The sequence below is a fragment of the Streptomyces sp. NPDC054783 genome (assembly GCF_053611725.1).
The window spans coordinates 22,432-43,586 of the sequence record NZ_JBSHAY010000010.1 but is presented as its reverse complement, the minus strand read 5'-3'; the positions used below and the strand labels follow the sequence as shown (position 1 = coordinate 43,586).

Annotated in this window: 18 protein-coding genes; 7 read left to right on the top strand and 11 right to left on the bottom strand. The window is 71.2% G+C overall.

Annotation, left to right across the window (positions count from 1 at the left end):
* Window positions 1-13 precede the first annotated feature (13 nt).
* Entirely contained in the window at window positions 14-1,357 is a 1,344-nt protein-coding gene (locus ACWGJ5_RS19235; RefSeq protein ID WP_453310864.1) for a UDP-glucose dehydrogenase family protein, read from the bottom strand.
* Window positions 1,358-1,537: 180 nt separating this feature from the next.
* Between ACWGJ5_RS19235 and ACWGJ5_RS19230 the strand changes: the two genes are divergently transcribed.
* Both ACWGJ5_RS19230 and ACWGJ5_RS19225 read left to right on the top strand, forming a co-directional pair.
* Window positions 1,538-2,695 (top strand): acyl-CoA dehydrogenase family protein, encoded by a 1,158-nt coding sequence (locus tag ACWGJ5_RS19230; RefSeq protein WP_308280853.1) that lies wholly within the window; start codon window positions 1,538-1,540, stop codon window positions 2,693-2,695.
* Between the two features lie 162 nt (window positions 2,696-2,857).
* Complete coding sequence (locus tag ACWGJ5_RS19225) at window positions 2,858-3,220, top strand: four-helix bundle copper-binding protein (RefSeq protein WP_228626812.1); 363 nt, start codon at window positions 2,858-2,860, stop codon at window positions 3,218-3,220.
* Window positions 3,221-3,295: 75 nt separating this feature from the next.
* Here the strand turns inward: ACWGJ5_RS19225 and ACWGJ5_RS19220 are convergent, their stop codons facing one another.
* A complete protein-coding gene (locus ACWGJ5_RS19220) occupies window positions 3,296-4,621 on the bottom strand; it encodes an LCP family protein (protein ID WP_453310863.1) in 1,326 nt (441 codons plus the stop codon).
* A 119-nt stretch (window positions 4,622-4,740) separates the two neighbouring features.
* Between ACWGJ5_RS19220 and ACWGJ5_RS19215 the strand changes: the two genes are divergently transcribed.
* Entirely contained in the window at window positions 4,741-5,301 is a 561-nt protein-coding gene (locus tag ACWGJ5_RS19215; RefSeq protein ID WP_453310862.1) for an acyl-CoA thioesterase, read from the top strand.
* Window positions 5,302-5,391: 90 nt separating this feature from the next.
* Window positions 5,392-5,724, top strand: a complete 333-nt coding sequence (locus ACWGJ5_RS19210; protein ID WP_453310861.1) for a hypothetical protein — start codon at window positions 5,392-5,394, stop codon at window positions 5,722-5,724.
* A 118-nt stretch (window positions 5,725-5,842) separates the two neighbouring features.
* Here ACWGJ5_RS19210 and ACWGJ5_RS19205 read toward each other — a convergent pair whose 3' ends face one another.
* Window positions 5,843-7,351, bottom strand: coding sequence for an LCP family protein (locus ACWGJ5_RS19205; RefSeq protein WP_453310860.1), 1,509 nt, complete (start codon window positions 7,349-7,351; stop codon window positions 5,843-5,845).
* 128 nt (window positions 7,352-7,479) lie between these two features.
* Between ACWGJ5_RS19205 and ACWGJ5_RS19200 the strand changes: the two genes are divergently transcribed.
* A complete protein-coding gene (locus ACWGJ5_RS19200; protein WP_453310859.1) occupies window positions 7,480-8,505 on the top strand; it encodes a glycosyltransferase family 2 protein in 1,026 nt (341 codons plus the stop codon).
* Between the two features lie 39 nt (window positions 8,506-8,544).
* Here ACWGJ5_RS19200 and ACWGJ5_RS19195 read toward each other — a convergent pair whose 3' ends face one another.
* From ACWGJ5_RS19195 to ACWGJ5_RS19180, 4 genes are all read right to left on the bottom strand, one after another.
* Window positions 8,545-10,143, bottom strand: coding sequence for an LCP family protein (locus ACWGJ5_RS19195; RefSeq protein ID WP_453311050.1), 1,599 nt, complete (start codon window positions 10,141-10,143; stop codon window positions 8,545-8,547).
* Window positions 10,144-10,273: 130 nt separating this feature from the next.
* On the bottom strand, window positions 10,274-12,034 hold the full coding sequence (locus ACWGJ5_RS19190) for an LCP family protein (protein ID WP_453310858.1): 1,761 nt from the start codon (window positions 12,032-12,034) through the stop codon (window positions 10,274-10,276).
* 231 nt (window positions 12,035-12,265) lie between these two features.
* A complete protein-coding gene (locus ACWGJ5_RS19185; protein WP_453310857.1) occupies window positions 12,266-13,480 on the bottom strand; it encodes an LCP family protein in 1,215 nt (404 codons plus the stop codon).
* A gap of 113 nt (window positions 13,481-13,593) precedes the next feature.
* Window positions 13,594-14,349, bottom strand: a complete 756-nt coding sequence (locus tag ACWGJ5_RS19180; protein WP_453310856.1) for a TIGR03089 family protein — start codon at window positions 14,347-14,349, stop codon at window positions 13,594-13,596.
* Between the two features lie 129 nt (window positions 14,350-14,478).
* Here ACWGJ5_RS19180 and ACWGJ5_RS19175 point away from each other — a divergent pair, with 129 nt between their 5' ends.
* Together ACWGJ5_RS19175 and ACWGJ5_RS19170 are read left to right on the top strand one after the other, a co-directional pair.
* Complete coding sequence (locus tag ACWGJ5_RS19175) at window positions 14,479-15,984, top strand: N-acetylmuramoyl-L-alanine amidase (protein ID WP_453310855.1); 1,506 nt, start codon at window positions 14,479-14,481, stop codon at window positions 15,982-15,984.
* A 185-nt stretch (window positions 15,985-16,169) separates the two neighbouring features.
* A complete protein-coding gene (locus ACWGJ5_RS19170) occupies window positions 16,170-17,252 on the top strand; it encodes a mannose-1-phosphate guanylyltransferase (protein WP_228626792.1) in 1,083 nt (360 codons plus the stop codon).
* Between the two features lie 302 nt (window positions 17,253-17,554).
* On the opposite strand, the gene ACWGJ5_RS19165 is transcribed toward ACWGJ5_RS19170, so the two are convergent.
* From ACWGJ5_RS19165 to cofD, 4 genes are all read right to left on the bottom strand, one after another.
* Window positions 17,555-17,710 (bottom strand): hypothetical protein, encoded by a 156-nt coding sequence (locus ACWGJ5_RS19165; protein ID WP_453310854.1) that lies wholly within the window; start codon window positions 17,708-17,710, stop codon window positions 17,555-17,557.
* Window positions 17,711-17,750: 40 nt separating this feature from the next.
* Window positions 17,751-18,773, bottom strand: coding sequence for a DNA-3-methyladenine glycosylase family protein (locus ACWGJ5_RS19160; protein WP_453310853.1), 1,023 nt, complete (start codon window positions 18,771-18,773; stop codon window positions 17,751-17,753).
* 91 nt (window positions 18,774-18,864) lie between these two features.
* Window positions 18,865-20,172: a coenzyme F420-0:L-glutamate ligase gene (locus ACWGJ5_RS19155; protein WP_453310852.1), complete on the bottom strand. Its 1,308-nt coding sequence runs from the start codon at window positions 20,170-20,172 to the stop codon at window positions 18,865-18,867.
* Window positions 20,169-21,128, bottom strand: a complete 960-nt coding sequence (gene cofD, locus ACWGJ5_RS19150) for a 2-phospho-L-lactate transferase (protein ID WP_453310851.1) — start codon at window positions 21,126-21,128, stop codon at window positions 20,169-20,171. Before cofD ends, ACWGJ5_RS19155 begins: the two co-directional genes overlap by 4 nt.
* Window positions 21,129-21,155: the final 27 nt, after the last annotated feature.

The window sequence follows — 21,155 nt, the reverse complement described above, 5'->3', positions numbered from 1 at the left end:
CCTGTCCCGTGGGTTATGCGGTGGGGCGGCCCATCGCCCGGTACGTCCAGCCCGCCCGGCGCCACAGCTCCGGGTCGAGCGCGTTGCGGCCGTCCAGGATCAGCCGGGACACCGCGACCTCGCCGAGCGCCGCCGGGTCCAGCTCGCGGAACTCCCGCCACTCGGTGAGGTGCAGGACGACGTCGGCGCCGCGCACGGCCGCCGGCGCGGAGTCGGCGTAGCCCAGGGTGGGGAAGACCTTGCGGGCGTTCTCCATGCCCTTCGGGTCGTACACGGTGACCTGGCCGCCCTGGAGGTGGATCTGGCCGGCCACGTTCAGCGCGGGCGAGTCACGCACGTCGTCCGAGTCGGGCTTGAACGTGGCGCCGAGCACCGCGACCCGCTTGCCGAGGAAGGAGCCGCCACCGAGCGCCTCCCGGGTCATCTCGACCATCTGGCCGCGCCGGCGCATGTTGATCGAGTCGATCTCGCGCAGGAAGGTCAGCGCCTGGTCCGCGCCCAGCTCACCCGCCCGCGCCATGAACGCCCGGATGTCCTTCGGCAGACAGCCGCCGCCGAAGCCGATCCCGGCGCGCAGGAACTTCGCCCCGATCCGGTCGTCGTGCCCGATGGCCTCCGCCAGCTTCGCCACGTCACCACCCGCGGCCTCGCACACCTCCGCCATCGCGTTGATGAAGGAGATCTTCGTGGCGAGGAAGGAGTTCGCGGCCGTCTTCACCAGCTCGGCCGTCGGGAAGTCGGTCACCACGAACGGCGTGCCCTCGCCGACCGGCGTCGCGTACACCTCCCGCAGCAGCTTCTCGGCGCGCTCGCTGCGCACGCCCGCCACGATCCGGTCCGGGTGCAGGGTGTCCTGCACGGCGAAGCCCTCGCGCAGGAACTCCGGGTTCCAGGCCAGCTCGGCATCCGCGCCCGCCGGGGCGTGCTCCGCGAGGTAGCCGGCCAGCCGCTCGGCCGAGCCCACCGGCACGGTCGACTTGCCGACCACCAGGGCCGGGCCGTGCAGATGCGGGGCGAGAGAGGAGATCGCGGACTCGACGTACGACATGTCGGCCGCGTACTCCCCATGCCGCTGCGGGGTGTTCACGCACACGAAGTGCACATCGCCGAAGGCCCCGATCTCGGCCCAGTCGGTGGTGAACCGCAGACGGCCGGTGGAGCCCTCGAAGCCGGCCACGTGCCGGCGCAGCAGCTCCTCCAGCCCCGGCTCGTACATGGGCGTCTCGCCGCGCTCCAGCATGGCGATCTTCTCGGGCACGACATCGAGTCCCAGGACCTCGAAGCCGAGCTCGGCCATGGCCGCGGCGTGCGTGGCGCCGAGATAACCGGTGCCGATCACGGTGATCTTCAGGCTCATGGATGCGCTCCAGCTCGGTACGTCGGTGATGCGGCCCCTGAGCATAGTCGGGCCCCTTGCCGGGCAATTTCCCCGCTGTCGTGTAGCTCACGTAGGCGTGCTGCGGGCGGCCCTCTAAAATTTGAGTTACTTAACGGTAATTAGCGTCAGTATCACTGCGTCTTTGGAGCGTGAGAGACCGTGGCCGGAACGGCTGACTTCGACCTGTACCGCCCGTCCGAGGAGCACGACATGCTCCGCGACGCCGTCCGCTCCCTGGTCGAGGCGAAGATCGCGCCGTACGCCGCGGCCGTGGACGAGGAGGCCCGCTTCCCCCAGGAGGCGCTGGACGCCCTCGTGGCCAACGACCTGCACGCGGTGCACGTCCCCGAGGAGTACGGCGGCGCCGGCGCCGACGCGCTCGCCACGGTCATCGTGATCGAGGAGGTCGCCCGCGCCTGCGTGTCCTCCTCCCTCATCCCCGCCGTGAACAAGCTCGGCTCCCTCCCGGTGATCCTCTCCGGCGGCGAGGAGCTGAAGAAGAAGTACCTGACCCCGCTCGCCAAGGGCGACGGGATGTTCTCGTACTGCCTCTCCGAGCCGGAGGCGGGCTCGGACGCGGCCGGCATGAAGACCAAGGCGGTCCGCGACGGCGACCACTGGATCCTCAACGGCGTGAAGCGCTGGATCACCAACGCCGGCGTGAGCGAGTACTACACGGTCATGGCGGTCACGGACCCCGCCAAGCGCTCGAAGGGCATCTCCGCCTTCGTCGTCGAGAAGTCGGACGAGGGCGTCTCCTTCGGTGCCCCTGAGAAGAAGCTCGGCATCAAGGGTTCCCCGACCCGCGAGGTCTACTTCGACAACGTCCGCATCCCCGCCGACCGCATGATCGGCGAGGAGGGCACGGGCTTCATGACGGCCATGAAGACCCTGGACCACACCCGCATCACCATCGCCGCGCAGGCGCTCGGTGTCGCACAGGGCGCCTTCGACTACGCCAAGGGCTATGTCCAGGAGCGCAAGCAGTTCGGCAAGGCGATCGCCGACTTCCAGGGCATCCAGTTCATGCTCGCCGACATGTCGATGAAGATCTCGGCGGCCCGCGCCCTCACCTACCAGGCCGCCGCCGCCTCCGAGCGCGGCGACGCCGACCTCACCTACCTGGGCGCCGCCGCCAAGTGCTTCGCCTCGGACGTGGCGATGGAGGTCACCACGGACGCCGTCCAGCTGCTCGGCGGCTACGGCTACACCCGTGACTACCCGGTGGAGCGCATGATGCGCGACGCCAAGATCACCCAGATTTATGAGGGCACGAACCAAGTCCAGCGGATAGTCATGGCCCGCAACCTGCCGTAACGGCAAGGGGCTTCGGCTCTTGGGAAAGGCGTCCTGCGGGGCGCCTTTCTGCTGTTCAGCCGCACCTTACGACCGGTCGGTCACATGCGGGTCGGGCCCGGCCGACGTAGGACGGAAGCACACGGGGCCCGCCCCGGGCCCTCGCCTCTCCGAGGAGGAGCCATGACCCAGTCCCAGATGATGCCGGCGCTCACCCAGCAGATGCAGGACTGCATCGAGGCCTGCATGAACTGCCACAGCATGTGCGAGGAGACCATGAGCTCGTGCATGCAGAAGGGCGGCCAGCAGCAGATGCAGGTCATGCGCGCCCTGATGGACTGCTCCGAGACGACCCGCATGTGCGCCGACATGATGATGCGCCGCTCGCCCATGTCCGCCGAGATGTGCACGCTCTGCGCCAAGGTGTGCGCCATGTGCGCCGAGGCGTGTATGTCCATGCCCGACGACCAGCAGATGATGCGCTGTGCGGAGGCGTGTCGCCGCTGCGCGGAGACCTGTCGTGCGATGGCGGGCGCCGGCCTGTGAGCCCTGCCCTGACCAGAGAGTGAGGGCACCCGGCGGGATGCCCTCACTCTGCGTACGGTCCCTGCGAAGGGTCGGTCAGTTGCCGGAGACGGTGACCTTCTGGTCGTTGTTCAGCTCGTTCACCAGCGTCTTGACCTTCGCCTTGTCCCAGACGAGGTTGCCGCCGGTGGAGCCCGAGATCGGCATGTTCATCGACGTGCCGTCACCGCCCTGGACGCCCTTCATCGCCCAGAACATCGAGGCCAGGTCCCACAGGGACATGTCCTTGTCCACTATCAGGGAGTCCAGGCCCGCGCCCATGGTCGGGTAGAGCTTGAAGGGGTTGAGGATCGTCGACGGGGTGGCCACCTGGTGGGCCAGCGCCGACAGGAACTTCTGCTGGTTCTTGGTGCGCTGCAGGTCGGAGGCCGCGAACGCGTGCCGGGTGCGGACGAAGGCGAGGGCCTGCGCGCCGTTCAGGGTCTGGTCGCCGGCCTTGAAGTCGGCGCCCGAGTACTTGTCCTTGAAGGCCTTGTCGATGTTGATCGTGACACCGCCGACCGCGTCCACGATCTTGGCGAAGCCCTGGAAGCCGATCTCCACGTAGTGGTCGATGTGCAGACCGGTGTTGTACTCGATCGTGCGCACCAGCAGCGTCGGGCCGTCGTACGCGTACGCCGCGTTCAGCTTGTTCGGGCCCATGGCGGGGCGGATCTTGCCGGACGTGGAGCCCTGGAAGGAGGGGATCGTCACGTTCGAGTCGCGCGGCAGCGAGATCAGCGTGTCGCCGTTGTCGCCGACGTGCAGGATCATCATCGAGTCCGTGCGCTTGCCCTGGGCGGAACCGGTGTGCAGCTTCTTCTCGTCCGCCTTGGACATGCCCTCACGGCTGTCGGAGCCGACGATCAGGTAGTTCGTGCCGGAGCCGGCGGACGGCCGGTCGATGACCTTGGACAGGTCGACCTCGCGGCGCAGCTTGGAGTCGGCCCAGAAGTAGGTCGCGACGGACGTGACGAACAGCACGGTCACCAGCGTGATCGCGGTCCACTTCAGCCGGCGCCGCCAGTTCGGGCGCGGCCGGTAGTGGTCGAGCCGGGGGTCCGGGTCGTTGTCGTTGGGCACGAAGCCGCCGCCGCGCTGCCCACCGCCGCCGTACACCTGCCCGGTGTTGTAGCCGCTGTCGTAACCGGAGCCGTCGTCGTATCCCTGGCCGTCGACGTAGGACGGCTGCTGCGGGACTCCGGCCCCGTACGGCGGCGCCGCCGGGCCGGGGTCGCCGTAGGAGCGCTGCCCGGGCGGTACCGCCGGGCCGCGCCGCACCTGCCGCATCGCGCGGGCGCCCTCCGGCTGTGCGCCGGCACTGCCGCGTCCGTAGCGCGGGCCGCGGTTGTCGTCGGACCATCCCTGGGGCCAGTCATTCATGGGCCCCAGTGTGCAGGGCGTCGGTGTGGGGCTTACAAGGGCTGTCGGAAAATAAGAGCGGCGCTGTTGCGAAGCCGACACAAATTCCGCGATTGCCGCTTCGGCATAAGGTGGAGGGCATGACAGACCAGGCCACGGACGTGGAACCGGACATGGAGTCGGACATACCCGGCAAGTCGACGTCCGCCTCGCGCACCACCCTCAGCCACATCATGACCCACAACGACACCAACCTGCTGGGTACGGTGCACGGCGGGGTGATCATGAAGTTGGTCGACGATGCGGCAGGTGCCGTGGCGGGCCGGCACTCCGGCGGTCCCGCCGTCACCGCGTCGATGGACGAGATGGCCTTCCTGGAGCCGGTGCGCGTCGGTGACCTGGTCCATGTGAAGGCGCAGGTGAACTGGACCGGCCGGACCTCCATGGAGGTCGGTGTGCGGGTCCTCGCCGAGCGCTGGAACGAGTCGACCCCGCCCACCCAGGTCGGCTCCGCCTACCTGGTCTTCGCGGCGGTCGACGCCGACGGCAAGCCGCGCCGGGTGCCGCCGGTGGTCCCGGAGACCGACCGCGACCGCCGCCGCCACCAGGAGGCCCAGATCCGCCGCACCCATCGCCTGGCCCGCCGCCGGGAGATTCGCGAGCTGCGGGAGAAGCGCGCCGCCGAAGGCTTCGAGGACTAGCAACTGCCGTCCCTCCCAAGAGGGTTGTACGGAAGTGGCAAGTGTCACGTCGGCCGTCCGTCGATGATCTGTGCGGATACCCGTGATGACGTGAGCACATCAGAATCCGGCCGCGGCGGCGGCTTCGATCCCGCGGACCAGTGGGTGCTGAACCCGGATACCGGCGAGTACGAGCTGCGGCCGGCCCCGACCGCCGAGCAGCCGGCCGCGCTCGCCGAGCAGCCGGCCGTACCGGCGCCGCGGTCCGCGCCGGATGCCACGGGGCGGCCGGGAGTGCCCGGCCCTCGCCGTGCCGCGGGCCGGACCGGTGCCCGCGCCCGTGCCCAGCGCAAGGTCGGGAAGAGGTCCACCGGCAAAAGGATCCTGCTGTGGACGACCGGCACCCTCGCCTTCGTGGTCGTCGCCGGCGCCCCCGGGATCTGATCACCGACATACCGGACTGCCCGACCAGACAGCCGGACGGGTCGTCCAAGACCGTCCCGGGCACCCGGGGCGTCCGCTTCAACACCAGACGGTGGCGGCCGACCAGGTGAAGTGCGCCTCATGAGCCGGCTCCCGGGCACACGACCTCGCTGCCGCGCACAGCCGCCTGCTGCGGCCGGGCGGGGTCCTCGAAGTGCACCTTGTGCACGTTCTTGAAGTCCGCCCCGGCGGTCACCCTCAGCAACGGACCCTGGCCCGGTACGGCGCGCAGCTGGGCCCCCGGCAGGGCGGCCGCCAGGGCACGGGCCGAGCGGTCCCAGCGGGGGTCGTACGAAATCACGGAGTGCGGTACGTGTGAGGTCGCCGTCACCGGCAGCCGGGTCGTGGCGAAGCCGGTCGCCGCGAGCCCCGCGTCGACGCGTTTGCCGAGGCCGACCGTGCCGGTGCCGTTCTCCACCTGGACCCGGACCTGCCGCGGATCCACCTCCACGGGCGCCGAGGGCGCCGGGCCGTGGCCGCGCTGCGGCTGGTCCACGGTGAGCGGCTTGTCGTCGCGCAGGGACGAGAAGAGCTGGTCCGCCTTGGCCTGGTCCCACTTCACGGTCGAGCCGAGGCCCTTGACGGCGTAGTTCATCTGCACGATGGGCACAGTGGTGAACTCGGAGGAGGACGGGGAGAAGTTCCGCATGGCCCGGCCGAGGTCGAGCAGCTCGTCGGTGCCGAAGCCCTCGTCGGCACGGACCGAGCCGAGCACCGCGCGGGTCACGTCCCTGAACCGCATCGGGTTCAGCAGCACCCCGGAGGAGGTGGCCCGCTCGATCAGCGCGGCCAGGAACCGCTGCTGCCGCTGCATCCGGCCGAGGTCGCTCGCCCCGTCCACGTGCCGGGCCCGCACGTACTGCAGGGCCTGCCCGCCGCCCAGCATGTGCGTGCCGGGGCTGAGGTCGAGGCCGGTGTAGGAGTCCTTCAGCGGGGTCGTGGTGCAGACGTTCACCCCGCCGAGGACGTCCACGGTCCTCATGAAGCTGGTGAAGTCGACCTCCAGGTAGTGGTCGATCTTCACATGGGTCATGCTCTCGACCGTGCGGATGGTCAGCTGGGGGCCGCCCTCGGCGTAGGCCGCGTTGAGCTTGACGGGGTGCGGTGCGACCTCCCGCCGGGAGTTGACGTCGGTGTGCGCGGGCACCTCGGCATAGGAGTCGCGCGGCAGGCTCACCACGGTGGCCCGCTCCCGGTTCTCCGAGACGTGCACGATCATCATCGTGTCGGTGCAGTGGCAGGGCACCCCGCCCAGCCGGTACTGCCGCCGCTCCGCCGCGGTGATCCTGTCGCGGCCGTCGGTGCCGACCAGCAGGATGTTCATGCCCTGGCCCGCGCGCGGCCGGTTCTTCATGTCCTTGAAGGCGTCGATCCGGGCGATCCCCGCGTCCAGGCTGCTCATCACCGCGTGACCGATCCCGGCGGAGGCGAGCACCACGACCGACAGCGTGCTCACCGCCCGCATGGCCCAGCGGGGCCGCCGTGGCGACCGTACGGACCGCACGGGCCGCTCGGGCGGACGCGGCACACGACGGGGCGGCTGCGGTCGGCGCTGCGGACGAGCGGGGGACCGGGGCGGGCTTGCCAAGGGGGACACCTCCGGACGAGGCCGTACGTGGGATCCGTGAGCACGGTAGGCCGATACGATCTCCAGCCCGGCCCTCCGCCCCGGCGGCGCGCACCGGTGTCCCCCGTTCGCGGTAACGTGAGCCCCCTATGAACGCCAAGCCCGACGTGCGACACCCCGCCGTATCTGTGATCATGCCCGTCCTCAACGAGGAGCGGCATCTGCGCGGGGCCGTCCAAGCGATCCTCGCGCAGGAGTACGCCGGCGAGATGGAGGTCGTGATCGCCCTCGGTCCGTCCACGGACCGCACGGACGAGATCGCCGCCGAGCTGGTCGCCGGAGACCCGCGCGTGCACACCGTTCCCAATCCGACCGGCCGTACCCCCGCCGCGCTGAACGCGGCGATCAAGGCCTCCCGGCACCCGATCGTGGTTCGTGTCGACGGCCACGGCATGCTCTCGCAGAACTACATCGCCACCGCGGTCCGGCTCCTGGAGGAGACCGGCGCGCAGAACGTCGGCGGCATCATGCACGCCGAGGGCGAGAACGACTGGGAGCACGCCGTCGCCGCCGCGATGACCTCGAAGATCGGGGTCGGCAACGCCGCCTTCCACACGGGTGGCGAGGCCGCGCCCGCCGAGACCGTCTACCTCGGGGTGTTCCGCCGCGAGGCCCTGGAGCAGCAGGGCGGCTACAACGAGGAGTTCATCCGCGCCCAGGACTGGGAGCTGAACTTCAGGATCAGGGAGGCGGGCGGCCTCATCTGGTTCTCGCCCGAGCTCAGGGTGTCGTACCGGCCGAGGCCCTCCGTCCGCGCGCTGGCCAAGCAGTACAAGGACTACGGCCGCTGGCGGCACGTCGTCGCCCGCTACCACTCCGGCTCCATCAACCTGCGCTACCTCGCCCCGCCGGCGGCGGTGTGCGCGATAGCGGCCGGAATCGTGGCCGGCGCGGTGCTCACCCCGTGGGCCCTCGTCGTGCCCGGCGGCTATCTGGCGGCGATCGTCGCGGGCTCGGTCCCGGCGGGCAGGGGGCTGCCCCCGAAGGCCCGGCTGCAGATACCGGTGGCCCTGGCCACCATGCACATGTCGTGGGGCTGGGGCTTTCTGACCAGTCCGAAGTCGCTGGCGCGGAAGGTCATCGCCTCGCGGCGGCCGGCGGTGTACAGCGCCTGACCATCCGTCGGGGCCCCGTCGCCGGGGCCCCGACGCCGGTCACCACTGATAGGGCCTGTACACGTCCATGCACTTGCTGGTGTCCGCGCCGTTGATCGAGTCGGTGTTGCCCGGCATGTCCCCGGGCTTCGGCTCGGACTGCTTGGGGTAGCTGCTGCCGGTGCGCCAGTCCGCCCCTACGACGACGGTGACCCCGGACACGTCGGTGGACTGTTTCACCGAACTCATGGGAATGCCAAGCGCCTTGGCGACGGCCTGGGCGTCGCCCGCCAGGTCCGCGCTCGGGTACTGCACGACCGTGCTGTCCTCGGACAGCGTCCCCGAGGTGTCGGCGGTCGCCCGGGTGTAGCCGTGCTGCGCCAGCACCTGGCTGACGTCGTTCGCCCGGCCGCCGACCGGGGCCTCGGTGGAGGTCTGGGTGGCGTTGCGCACCAGCACCCCCAGTCGACTCGGGTCCGTGGAGGGCGACTTGGTCGCCGGGGTCTTGACCTCGACCTGCTTCGCGGCCGACGCCTTGCCGTTCTTGTCGAACGGCACGTCGTCGCGGAGCATTTGCCACACCTTGTCGGCGTTGGCCTTGTCCGGCACGACGTGCTCGCTGTTCTGCGGGTCGTCGAGGTGCGGCATCGTCATCGACGTGATGCGGTTCGTCGGCACCGACTTCAGTTCCATGGCCAGGTCGTACAGCTTCTTGACCGAGCCGATCTCCTCGGAGACCTGGAGCGACTTGGTGGCCGCCTCGGCCAGGTCCATCAGCCGCCCGCTGTCGGTGAAGACGTTCTGGTGCTTCAGGGTGCGGACCATCGAGTTCAGGTACATGTGCTGGGCACGGGCCCGCATCAGGTCGCTGCCCCAGGCGTGCCGGGTGCGCAGCCACTGCAGGGCCTGCTCGCCGTAGACCTTCTGGGTCCCGGCCTTCAGCTTCAGCCCGGAGCCGCCGGGCTGGGCCGGCGTCGGGTGGTCCCAGACGTTCTGCTTCACACAGACCTCGACGCCCCCGATGGCGTCCGCCATGTTCACCACGCCCGCGAAGTCGATCATCATCCAGTGGTCGATGTAGACCCCGGTGAGGTCCTCCCAGGTGGCCAGCGTGCAGCCGGCCCCGCCCCGGGCCAGGGTGGTGTTGATGATGTCGTCGGTCTCCGGATAATGCTTGCCGGTCTTGGGGTCGGTGCACCTGGGGATGTGCACGCGGGTGTCGCGGGGGATGCTCACCATGGCGGCGCTCTTGCGGTCCGCGGACAGGTGAATCAGCATCTGCACGTCGGCGAGCGGGGGAGCGCCGACGCTGCTCCTGCTGCCGCCGAGCTTCAGATCCTGGGGGGTGTTACGGCTGTCGGAGCCGATCAGCAGGATGTTCACCGGCGTCTGCCCGGCCGCGTTCGCCGGCGTCTTGTACGCCTTGGAGTCGTCGGCGCTGCTGCGCTGGCCTTTGCGGATGTTCGCGTTCAGGTGCTGGTAGTACAGGTAACCGGCGCCCGCCGTGCCGAGTATGACCACGGCCAGCACGGTCGCGGACCAGCGCAGGGCGCGCCGTCTGCGCCGCGGCCGGTCCGTCGTGGAACCCCCTCTGCGCCGCCCGCCGCCGTGCCGGCCGGACCCCTCCGGTGTGTCCCGGTCCCGCCGTGCGGGCGACATCGTGTCGTCGACCGCAGGGGCCTGCCCTCGCACATCGCTCTGCGCCAAACTTCCTGCCCTCCCCACCCTTGCGCGTTACAACGGGCCCGTCCCGCGTCCGGTTAGACGCACGACGGGCCCGTTGGGTTACCTACGACGCGCACTTCACCTTGTCCGCCGTGGACTTGTCCACGTCCGGAGCCTTCTTCGGAGCGGTGAGCGAGACGCCCGCGCCCTTGAAGTCCTTGCCCAGGGTCAGCGTCATCGCCGGCAGCCCCTGGGAGTTGGTCACGCTCTTGCCGGGCTTGAGGGCGGAACCGGGCAGACCCATCAGCTGAGCCAGCTCCCGGGCCTGCGCCGCCTGGTCGGGCGCGTACTCCAGCGTGGTCTTGTCCAGCTCCGCGGGCGCGTTGCCCGCGTTCTCCGACTTGAGGACGCCCTCCTGGTTCTGCAGCCAGCCGAGGGTCTCCTGCGCGCTGCCGGCGACGGCACCGCCGTTGAGGATCCGCACCCGCACCTCGGAGGGCGCGGACCTGCTGCCCTTCAGGCGTGCGGCCTCCGCGTCCTTCTCCGCCTTCTGCTTCTTCTTCACCTCGGTGAAGGAGACGTCGTTGTTGATCGCGTCGAACACCTGCGGGGCCAGCGCAGGGTCGACGATCACCGTCTTGTGGATGACACCGTCCGCCGGGTTGTCCTTCACCGGCACCGTGAGGAAGGTGATGTTCTTCGGCGGCACCTTCTTCAGCTCCAGCGCGATGTCCTTGAGCGTGCCGACGGAGCCGATGCCCTTGTCGACGGTCAGTGCCTTGGTGGCGGCCTCGGCGAGGTCGATCAGCTTGCTCGGGCTGGTGAGCGTGTCACTGGAGGACATCTTCCGCATCAGCGAGGCCATGAACTGCTGCTGGACCTTGATGCGGTCCAGGTCGCCCTGGTTGCCCCAGCTGTGCCGGGTGCGGACGAAGGCCAGCGCCTGCTCGCCCTCGATCTTGTGCTTGCCGGCGGGCAGGTTGAGGTGCGACTCCTTGTCGTTCACGGCGTGCGCGAGACACACGTCCACGCCGCCGACGGCCGTCGTCAGCGTCTTGACCGCGTTGAAGTCCACCATCATGAAGTGGTCCGGCTGGATGCCGGTGACCGCCTTGACGGTGCGCATGGTGCAGCCGGGGTCCCGCCCGTCCTGTCCGAGGCTGGTGTTGAAGCGGACGTTCCCCGTACCGGGGATGACCTTCTCGGTGCCGTCCGCCTGCTTGGTCGGGCAGTCCGGCACGTTGACGACCAGGTCGCGCGGAATGCTGAGCGCGGTCGCGTTCGTCCGGTCCTTGGAGACGTGCAGCAGGATGTTGGTGTCGGCGTGCCCGACGCTGCCCGTGTCGCCGTAGCCCGTGTTGCCCTTCCCGGTGCGTTTGTCGGTGCCGATGATCAGGATGTTGAAGGCGTCGTCCTTGCTGAAGCCGTTCTTGGCCGCGCTGCCGACGTCCGTCGTGGTGACGTTGCCCTCGAGGTGCTTGAGGTAGAGGTAGCCGGCGGTGCCGATGGCGACCAGCACGAACGCCGTGCCGCCGGCGGTCCACGCCAGCACCTTCTTCGCCTTCGACTTCTTCTTCACCGGCCGCCGGGCGGCCCTGCGCCCCTGCGGGGTCTCCGGCTCGCCGCCCCGGCGCCGGCCCGGCCGCGGCGGGGGTACGACGCCCCCGTGCCCCTGGCGCGTCTCGCGCGTGTCGCCGGGTGCTGAGTCGTTACGGCGGCGCGGCGCGCCGGAGCCCGCCCGGGAGGCGGGTCTGCGGGGTCCGGGAACCGGCGACTGCGGTGCGGAAGGGCCCAGTCGCAGTTCGTATTCGCCGGTGTTCGGATTGAGCACCCACTGGTCTGCGGGATCGATGTTGTCCGCCCGCCCACGGCCTTGCGCGTCCACGGTTGTCCGAATCCTCCGTCGGGGCCACGCGGCGCCTTCCCCCTCAAAGACGCTCGGGTCTCGGTGAATCAGTGCACGGCCCCAGGACGGACCTCGCGGCCGGGTGCACCGGATCGCTCACACTATCCGCCCAGTTCAGCGTCAAGCGACGCCCGTGACAAATTCCCTGTGCCTACAACTGGGCAATCCGCCTCATTTCCTGGACGGAAGTTCGGCGTCTTGATGTGCGCATTACTGGCAGGTGTGTTCGGCGGCGGTGTTCCCGCGGAACGTCGGTGTGGGGGACGGGCCGGCGGAGGCGTCGTTCCCGCCGTCCGGCTGTCCACCCGTCTGCGCCGTCTCCGCCGTCTGCTGAGGCGTCTCCTGCGGCGTCTCCCGGGCCACCGCCACGGGCTGGTCGGCCCGCAGTCGGGCGAACAGCCTCTCGGCTTCCGGCTCCACGAGTTGGTCACGATTGGCGTCGTAGACGTACGACTCCCTCGGCACCGTCAGGAACTGCACCTGTTCGGTGGGGATGTCACGCAGCCCGCGCACCAACTGGTACAAGCCACGCAGACTGGCCAGTTCCGGATCCGTGGTCAGTGAGGAGGTCGCCGCGTCCAGCACCGGATACAGCTTCACCGGGTTCAGCAGGACATCGTTGCTCTGCATCTTGTCGACGAGCGCGCCGAGGAACCGCTGCTGGCGTTCCATCCGTTCGGTGTCGCTGCCGTCGCCGAGCGACTTGCGGGCCCGTACGAACCCGAGCGCCTGCTGCCCGTTGAGCGTGACCCTGCCCGCGGGCAGCTTCAGCAGGGCCGCCTTGTCGTCGATGGGCTCCTTCAGGCAGACCTGCACCCCGTCGACGGCGTTCACCATCTTCGTGAAGCCGCTGAAGTCCACGACCACGTGATGGTCGATCCGAATGTCCGTCAGCTTCTCGACGGTCCGGATCGTGCACGCCGAACCGCCCAGCTGGAAGGCGTGGTTGAACATCGCGAACACCGGCTCGCTGCGGCTGCCGTCCGGCTGCATGCAGCCGGGGATGTCCACCATCAGGTCCCTCGGCAGGGACACGGCGGTGGCGCTGCGCCGGTCGGCGGCCAGATGCAGCAGGATCGTGGTGTCCGACCGCTCGGTGCCCAGATCCCGCCCGTATGCGGAGTTCCCCTCCCCGGCCCGCGTGTCCGACCCGATCAGCAGGATGTTCTGCGCGCCCCGCACCAGTTCGGAGGGCCGTTCCCGCTCGTACCGGGCCAGTTCGCGGGCGGCCGCGTCGTCCGCCGTGATGTTCGCGCTGAGCTTGGCGTAGAGGGCCCAGCCGGTCCCGGCGGCCGCCGCGAGGAGGACGGCGGTACCGAGCGCCGTCACCTTCGCCCACCGCCGCCGACGCCGCCGTACGAGCCCTGTGCCGGTGGCGGAGGCCCCGGGGCCGGGACCGAGGGCCTTGCCTGCGGTGTCGGGCACGGGTGGGGCACCCCCTCATGGCGTACGAGCGTCACGTCCTGCTCTTACGACCATGGCGGGGGAGGGCGGGGGAGGCGCCCTGTGCTACTCCACTCGGGGGACGGCGCTGCCGCTCAGCGGCGTACCGCGGTCACCCGCTCGCTCTCGATCCGCTGGGCGAGAGTCTCCTCGTCCAGCCGGTCCAGATGCCGGCACAGCACCACGGACCCGCCGGTGACCAGCGGTGCGTACAACCCCGCGCGGACCCCTTCCCAGGTGTCGTACGACAGCCCGGACAACAACCTCGATCCGGGCCCCGTCAGATCCAGCGAGGGCGCCTCGGCCAGGGCCCGCTGAACGACCTCCGCCCCGCTGAACTCCCGCCCGGCGACGATCAGCGCGGGCTCCTCGGGCTCCACCGGAGCGAACGGCACGAACCGGTCCCCCTGCCCCGGCACTTCCACGGCGTAGTCGACGAACCCCTCCGGGGCCTGCGGAAACCTCCCGCCGAGCGGCCGTAGCGCCAGCGCCACCCGCTCACCCCGGCACGCCCGTGCCGCATCCAGCGAGTCCGGTCCGCTGACCACGACGTCCGCCGCGGCCGGATCCCCGCCGACGTCCGCCACCGCGCCCACCGCGGAGCAGGCCAGCAGCCACACCGCCGTCTGCCAGTGCGCGGGCAGCAGCAGCGCGACCCGGTCGCCGGGACCGGCGGACAGGTCGCCCTGAAGGAGGTTCGCGGTCTTGGACACCCAATTGGCGAAGGTGGCCACGGACAGTTCGACGCGTTCGCCCGTGGCGTCGTCGTAGAAGGTCACCAGCGGGCGGCCGGGGTCCGCGGCGAGCGCGGAAGCCAGCAGGTCGGCAGGGGTGCGATCGGTGGCGTTCACCCGGAAAAGGGTACGCGCGGGCGGGCGCGCGCAGCGTGCGGTGGGGCCACCGGTTCGGCGGAACGGTTTCCGACGGTCCGTCAGTTCACGGATGGACAGATTTGTATGACTATGTCCAAGATCATAACTATGCGTGGATTCCTGACTTCGTCCAACGGCGCCCCGTCGATCGCCGTCTCCTCGATCGGCGTCACCTGCGCCGCGGCCCTCGCGCTTCCGCTGCCGGCCCCGCCCGCGGCCGCCGCACCCGCACGACCGTCCGCAGTCACCGCACCCGCACGACCGTCCGGGGCCGCCGCAGCCGTGCCGTTGTCCGGGACCGCCGTAGCCGCGCGGCCGTCCGGGGCCGCCGTACCCGCGCCGCCGTCCGAGGCCGGCGCATCCGTACGGTCGCCCGAAGCCGGTGTCCCGGGCAGCACCCGCTCGCTGCCCCTGGTCCCCCTCTCCCGCGTGCGGGTCCTCGGCACCGCCCCGGAGCAGGGCCTGTACCGGCCCGACGGCGAGCACTTCTCGCTGGTCGGGGTCGTCTGGGACGACCCGGACACCGAGTTGCACGGCCGGGTCCAGGTGCGGACACGGTCCGCGCGGACGGGGAAGTGGTCCGGCTGGCAGGACGTCGAGACGCACAACGCCGACCACGGCGCCGACCCGGGCACGGCCGAACGCGACGCGCGGCGGGTGCGCGGGGCGACCGCACCGTTGTGGGTGGGTGCATCCGACGGCGTGGACCTCCGGGTGCGCACCGCCGGCCGGGGCGCGCAGGACGGTCGTACGGCCGAACCGCAGCGCCCGGAGCCCCCGTTGCCCTCCGGCCTGCGACTGGAACTCGTCGATCCCGGTGTGGAGGCGGCGTCCGGGGACGCGCCGGCCCAGGCGCCCCGGACCGGTCCGCGCTCGGAGGCGGCACGGGCGGCCTCGGCCGCCAACACGGACATCGCCCGCTTCGGCGCCCTGGAGATCCCGGCGCTGGGCAAGCGGGCCACCGAGCGGGAACTCGCCCGCCTGGAAGGCCCGGTGCGGGCCGAGCCGTACATCGGGCCGCGCCCGCGGATCGTCACCCGCCGCGGCTGGGGCGCGGACGAGTCACTGCGCCAGAGCGGCTTCGTCTACACGAAGAAGATCAAGGCGGCCTTCGTGCACCACACGGCCTCCGGCAACAAGTACAGCTGTTCCCAGGCCCCCTCCGTCATCCGCAGTATCTACCGCTACCACGTCGCGAGCATGGGCTGGCGGGACATCGGCTACAACTTCCTCGTCGACAAGTGCGGAACCATCTACGAGGGCCGGGCCGGCGGCGTGGCGAAGGCGGTCCTCGGCGCGCACACCCTCGGCTTCAACAACAACAGCACGGGCATCGCGGTGATCGGCTCGTTCGGCAAGACGAAGCCGTCCGGCGCCGCGGTGACGGCCGTCGCCCGGCTCATCGCGTGGAAGCTCGGACTCTCCGGGGCCGATCCGCGGGCCAAGACATATCTCACGTCGGGCGGTGGCAACCTCTACCCCAAAGGTAAGAAGGTACGACTGAACGTGATCTCCGGCCATCGGGACGGATTCGCCACCGAGTGCCCGGGCAAACGGCTTTACGCCAAGCTCGGTACGGCCCGTTCCAGCGCGGCGCGCTACCAGGGGCGCTGAGCCGGCCGGGGTGTGCGCTCGGCGCCGTCTTCGGGGGCCCGCCGCTCTCACACCGTTCTCTCACCGATCTCGTGGGAAACCGGGTGGTTGTCAAGGGAGCCGCCGCTACGGTCTGCATACACTGACCGGCCGAAACGAGTGAAACGAGTAGTTCGGCCGGTCCCGGCAGGAAGCAGAGACGACAGGTGACAGAAGCGATCCTCCTGGTCGGCGGCAAAGGCACCCGGCTGCGTCCCCTCACGGTGCACACGCCCAAGCCCATGGTCCCCGCCGCCGGGGTGCCGTTCCTCACGCACCAGCTGGCGCGCGCCAAAGCGGCGGGCGTGGACCACATCGTCCTCGCCACGAGCTATCTGGCCGAGGTCTTCGAGCCGTACTTCGGCGACGGCTCCTCCCTCGGCCTGCGCATCGAGTACGTGACGGAGGAGGAGCCGCTCGGCACGGGCGGCGCGATCCGCAATGTCGCCTCGCGTCTGCACTCCGGCCCCGACGACCCGGTGCTCATCTTCAACGGCGACATTCTGACGGGCCTGGACATCAGGGCCCTGGTCGACACGCACAAGTCGACCGGCGCGGACGTCTCCCTGCACCTGACGAAGGTGACGGACCCGCGGGCCTACGGCCTGGTCCCCACGGACGAGACCGGCCGCGTCCTCGCCTTCCTGGAGAAGCCGCAGACGCCGGAGGAGATCGTCACCGACCAGATCAACGCGGGGGCGTACGTCTTCCGCCGCTCGGTCATCGACACGATCCCGCTGGGCCGCCCGGTGTCGGTGGAGCGCGAGACCTTCCCCGACCTCCTCTCGGCCGGCGCCCATCTCCAGGGCATGGTCGACTCCACGTACTGGCTGGACCTCGGCACCCCGGCGGCGTTCGTCCGCGGCTCGGCCGACCTGGTCCTGGGACGCGCCCCGTCCCCGGCGGTCCCCGGCCGCTGCGGCGACCGCCTGATCCTTCCCACGGCGACGGTGGCGCCGGACGCCAAGCTGACCGGCGGCACGGTGGTCGGCGAGGGCGCGTTCGTGGCCGAGGGAGCGAGGGTCTCCGGCTCCACGATCCTCCCGGGGGCCGTCATCGAACCGGGCGCCGTCATCACCGACTCCCTCATCGGCACCAGGGCCCGCGTGGGCGAACGCACGGTCCTCACCGGCACGGTCGTCGGCGACGGCGCGGTCATCGGCGCCGACAACGAACTCCGCGAGGGAGTACGCGTGTGGTGCGACGCCCGCATCCCGGCGGGCGCGGTGCGCTTCTCTTCCGACCAGTAACGGTCACTCGGAGCGCCGACCATGGGGGCTGCGCCCCCGGACCCCCATGTGTTCATCCGCGGCACGGCGGTGGCTGCTCGCGCAGTTCCCCGCGTCCCTTTGGAGTTGCAGTACGCCCGACTTCAAAGCACCGCCGCCGCAGCCGGCCGAGCCACTGCCCGGCACCCACCCGACAGCGGTGAGACGTGCGTAGCCACGGTCGGTCGTGCCGCTGGTCCGGTGCCCGCTCGGCAGCGCCCGTCGTACCCGCGTTGCTGCGGGCAGCGGTCGCCATGCCGCCGTGGCTGCGGTCGGTCGTGCCGCTAGGGGCGGCACGGGTGGGCGCGGCGGCACCCCGCGAGCGCGGGCAACCGGAACTCCCCGTTGTCCAGCGGCAGCACCTTGCACCTGGCCAGTGCGGGCGAGCGGAACTCCCCGTCGTCCAGCGGCAGCACCTTGCACACCGCAGCAGCCGGCAAGCGAACCCACCCCCGCCCAGCCGCCGCAGCGCAGGGCGCCTCACAGCAGCCCGATGTCCACCCGAGGCATCTTCGGCGCCCGGCGCGCAGGCGCGTTCCCGCTCAGCAGGATCAACCGGACCGCCCGATGCCGCTGCCCGGCATACGGCTCCAGCAAGCGCAGCATCACCGCATCGTCGGCATGCCGGTCCCCCGCCAGCGCCCACCCCACGATCCCCGGCAGATGCAGGTCCCCGACCGTCACCGCATCCGCCGCCCCATGACTGCGCTGTACCACCTCCGCCGACGTCCACGGCCCGATTCCCGGCACGACCTCCAACCGCGCCTGAGCCTCGACCGCCGGCATTCCCACCGCCTGCTCCAGCCGCGCAGCGACCCGCACGGCACGCAGAATCGTCGACGCCCGCTTGTCGTCGACCCCGGCCCGATGCCACTCCCAGGAGGGAACCAGCGCCCACGTCCGTGGCGCAGGCATCACGTACATCGGCCGTTCCCCGGCCCCCGCCGGTCCCGGTGCGCGCTCCCCGAACTTCCGCACGAGCAACCGCCACGCCCGATACGCCTCGTCGGTCGTGACCTTCTGCTCCAGCACCGACGGGATCAAGGACTCCAGCACCAGCCCGGTCCGCGTCAGCCGCAAGCCGGGGCGCCGATGCCGTGCCAGGGCCACGACCCGGTGCCGAGGCACGAACGCCTCGGGCTCGTCGGCCGCGCCGAGCCACTCGGGCAGCCGGTCCAGCAGCCATTCCGCCCCCGGCCCCCACGCCTCGCCGTGCACCTCACCGCCGTACGCCCGCACCCGCAGCGTGCCCGGCCCGGCGGGCGTACGGCTGGCCCGCCACACGGATCCGTCCGCGGCGGCCCGGAAGGTGGGGTCGGCGGGCCCGCGCCGCAGCGGCCCGAGCACCAGCCCGAGATCGAGCGGCCCGTCCGGCACCCACCGCCGTACCCGCGCCGGAGCCGAAGCCTGCCGCGGTATCCCGGCAGCGGCGCCCGCGGGCACGCCGGCATGGCCGCCGCGCACGGTCGTACGCGTGGGGCGCTGAGCGAAACGTCCTGCCACGTGAGGTCCTGTGAGGTCCGGGGGAGGGGGAGCCGGTGCTGTCCTTCGAGACTAGGCGGTCGTACGCCGGCTACGGCCGCGTATGCCGAACTCAGCGCACCTCTGTGAAGGCCCCCGCGTCCCGTTCCGGCCGCGGTCTCGGCTCCTCGGCCGGATGCCCGACCGCCACCGCGCCCATCGGCTCCCAGCCGGCGGGCAGGTCGAGCACCTCGCGCACCACGTCACGGCAGAACATCGTGGACGACACCCAGGCCGAGCCCAGCCGCTCCCCGGCCAGCGCGACCAGCAGGTTCTGCACGCCCGCGCCCATCGCGACGACGAACATCTCCCGCTCGGCACCGTCCCGCCGCGCGTCCCCGTAGTGATGGGAGCCGTCCATGAGAAGGCACGGCACCACCAGATACGGCGCGTTGCGCAGGACGTCCCCGCGGCGCACCCGCTTCGCGATGGACTCCTCGCTCCTGCCGTCCCTGCGCAGGTCTGCGATCCAGGCGTCCCGCATCGCGTCCAGCAGCCGGGTCCGTGATTGAGCCGACTCCAGAAGGACGAACCGCCAGGGGGTGGTGTGGTGCGGGGCCGGTGCGGTCACCGCCGCCGCCACCGCGCGCCGTACCGCCCCGGGGTCCACGGGCTGGTCGGTGAACGCCCGGACCGTACGCCGCTGGATCACCGCCTCGCGGACCGCCTCGGACGTGCCGAGCCGGAACATGTCGTCCCGCGCGGTCCGCACCAGCGCCCGCGCACCCTCGCCGTCCTCCGGGGCCAGCACGTGCGGCAGGCCGCGCACCACCGCGACCGGCCGGCCCGCCGCCTTGCCCTTGACCAGGTCGCCGGCGGCGGCCAGTTCGTCCGCCGTGGCGACGATCGTGGCGCTGAGCGGATTGCCGTACGCGTCCGTGCCCCCGCGCAGGTCGTCCAGCACGCGCACCCCGGCGGCCCCGATCGCCACGTCCGTGAGCCCCGAACGCCAGGGCCGCCCGAAGGTGTCGGTGACGACCACGCCGACGTCGACTCCCAGGGCGGCGCGCAGGTCCTCGCGGATCGCGCGCGCGGACGCGTCCGGGTCCTCGGGGAGCAACAGCACCGTGCCGGCGGGGGTGTTGGAGGCGTCGACCCCGGCGGCGGCCATGACCAGGCCCTGCCGGTTCTCCACGATCCTGAGGGCCCCGCGCCGGGCCACCACTCGGACCGTCTCGGCGTCGATGGCCGCCTCCCGGTCGGCGGCCTGCATGACGCGGCCCTCCGCCTTGGAGACGATCTTGGAGGTGACGAGCAGCACATCCCCGTCGGCCAGGCCCGGCTCCGCCGCGGCGATCAGCTTGGCGAGGTCGTCGCCCGGCTGCACCTCGGGGATGCCCGACAGGGCCCGGACCGTGTACTCCGGGCGCTCCCCGCTCACGCTTCCCGCACCTCCTCGGCCAGCGCCAGCGCCTCCCGCGCCATCTGCGCGGCCGCGTCGACGTCGGTCATCATCAGCGGTACGGCCCGGCAGCGGATGCCGTCCGCCTCGACCCGCTCGACCGCGGCCGCGTCGACGGTGTCGACGAGCCAGCCGTCCAGCAGGCCGGAGCCGTAGTGCTCGGCGACCGCGGCGGCCGTGGACTCCACGCCGACCGCGGCGAGCACCTTGTCGGCCATGCCGCGCACCGGGGCGTCCCCGACGATGGGGGACAGGCCGATCACGGGCACGCCCGCGTCCGCGATGGCCTCCCGGACGCCGGGCACGGCGAGGATGGTGCCGATGGACACGACCGGGTTGGACGGCGGGAAGAGGATGACGTCCGCCTCGGCGATGGCCTCCAGCACGCCGGGCGCCGGCTTGGCGTGCTCGGCGCCGACCGGGACCACGGCCTCGGCGGGGACGGAGGCCCGCAGCCGTACCCAGTACTCCTGGAAATGGACCGCCTTGCGCTCACCGTCCACCTCCACGGCCACATGGGTCTCCACGCGGTCGTCGGTCATCGGGATCAGCTTCACGCCCGGCTTCCAGCGGTCGCACAGCGCCTCGGTGACGGCGCTGAGCGGAAAGCCCGCGCCGAGCATCTGCGTGCGCACGATGTGCGTGGCGAAGTCCCGGTCGCCCAGGCCGAACCACTCCGGCCCGACGCCGTAGGCCGCCAGTTCCTCCTTGAGGTGGAAGGTCTCGTCGGCCCGCCCCCAGCCCTGCTCCTCGTTGATGCCGCCGCCCAGCGTGTACATCACCGTGTCCAGGTCGGGGCAGACCTTCAGCCCGAAGAGGTGGATGTCGTCGCCGGTGTTGCCGATCACCGTGACGTCCGCGTCCGGCACGGCCTGCTTCAGACCGCGCAGGAACCGGGCACCACCGATGCCGCCTGCCAGAACCACAATGCGCATGGGGCCCAGTGTTGCAGGCGGGTACGA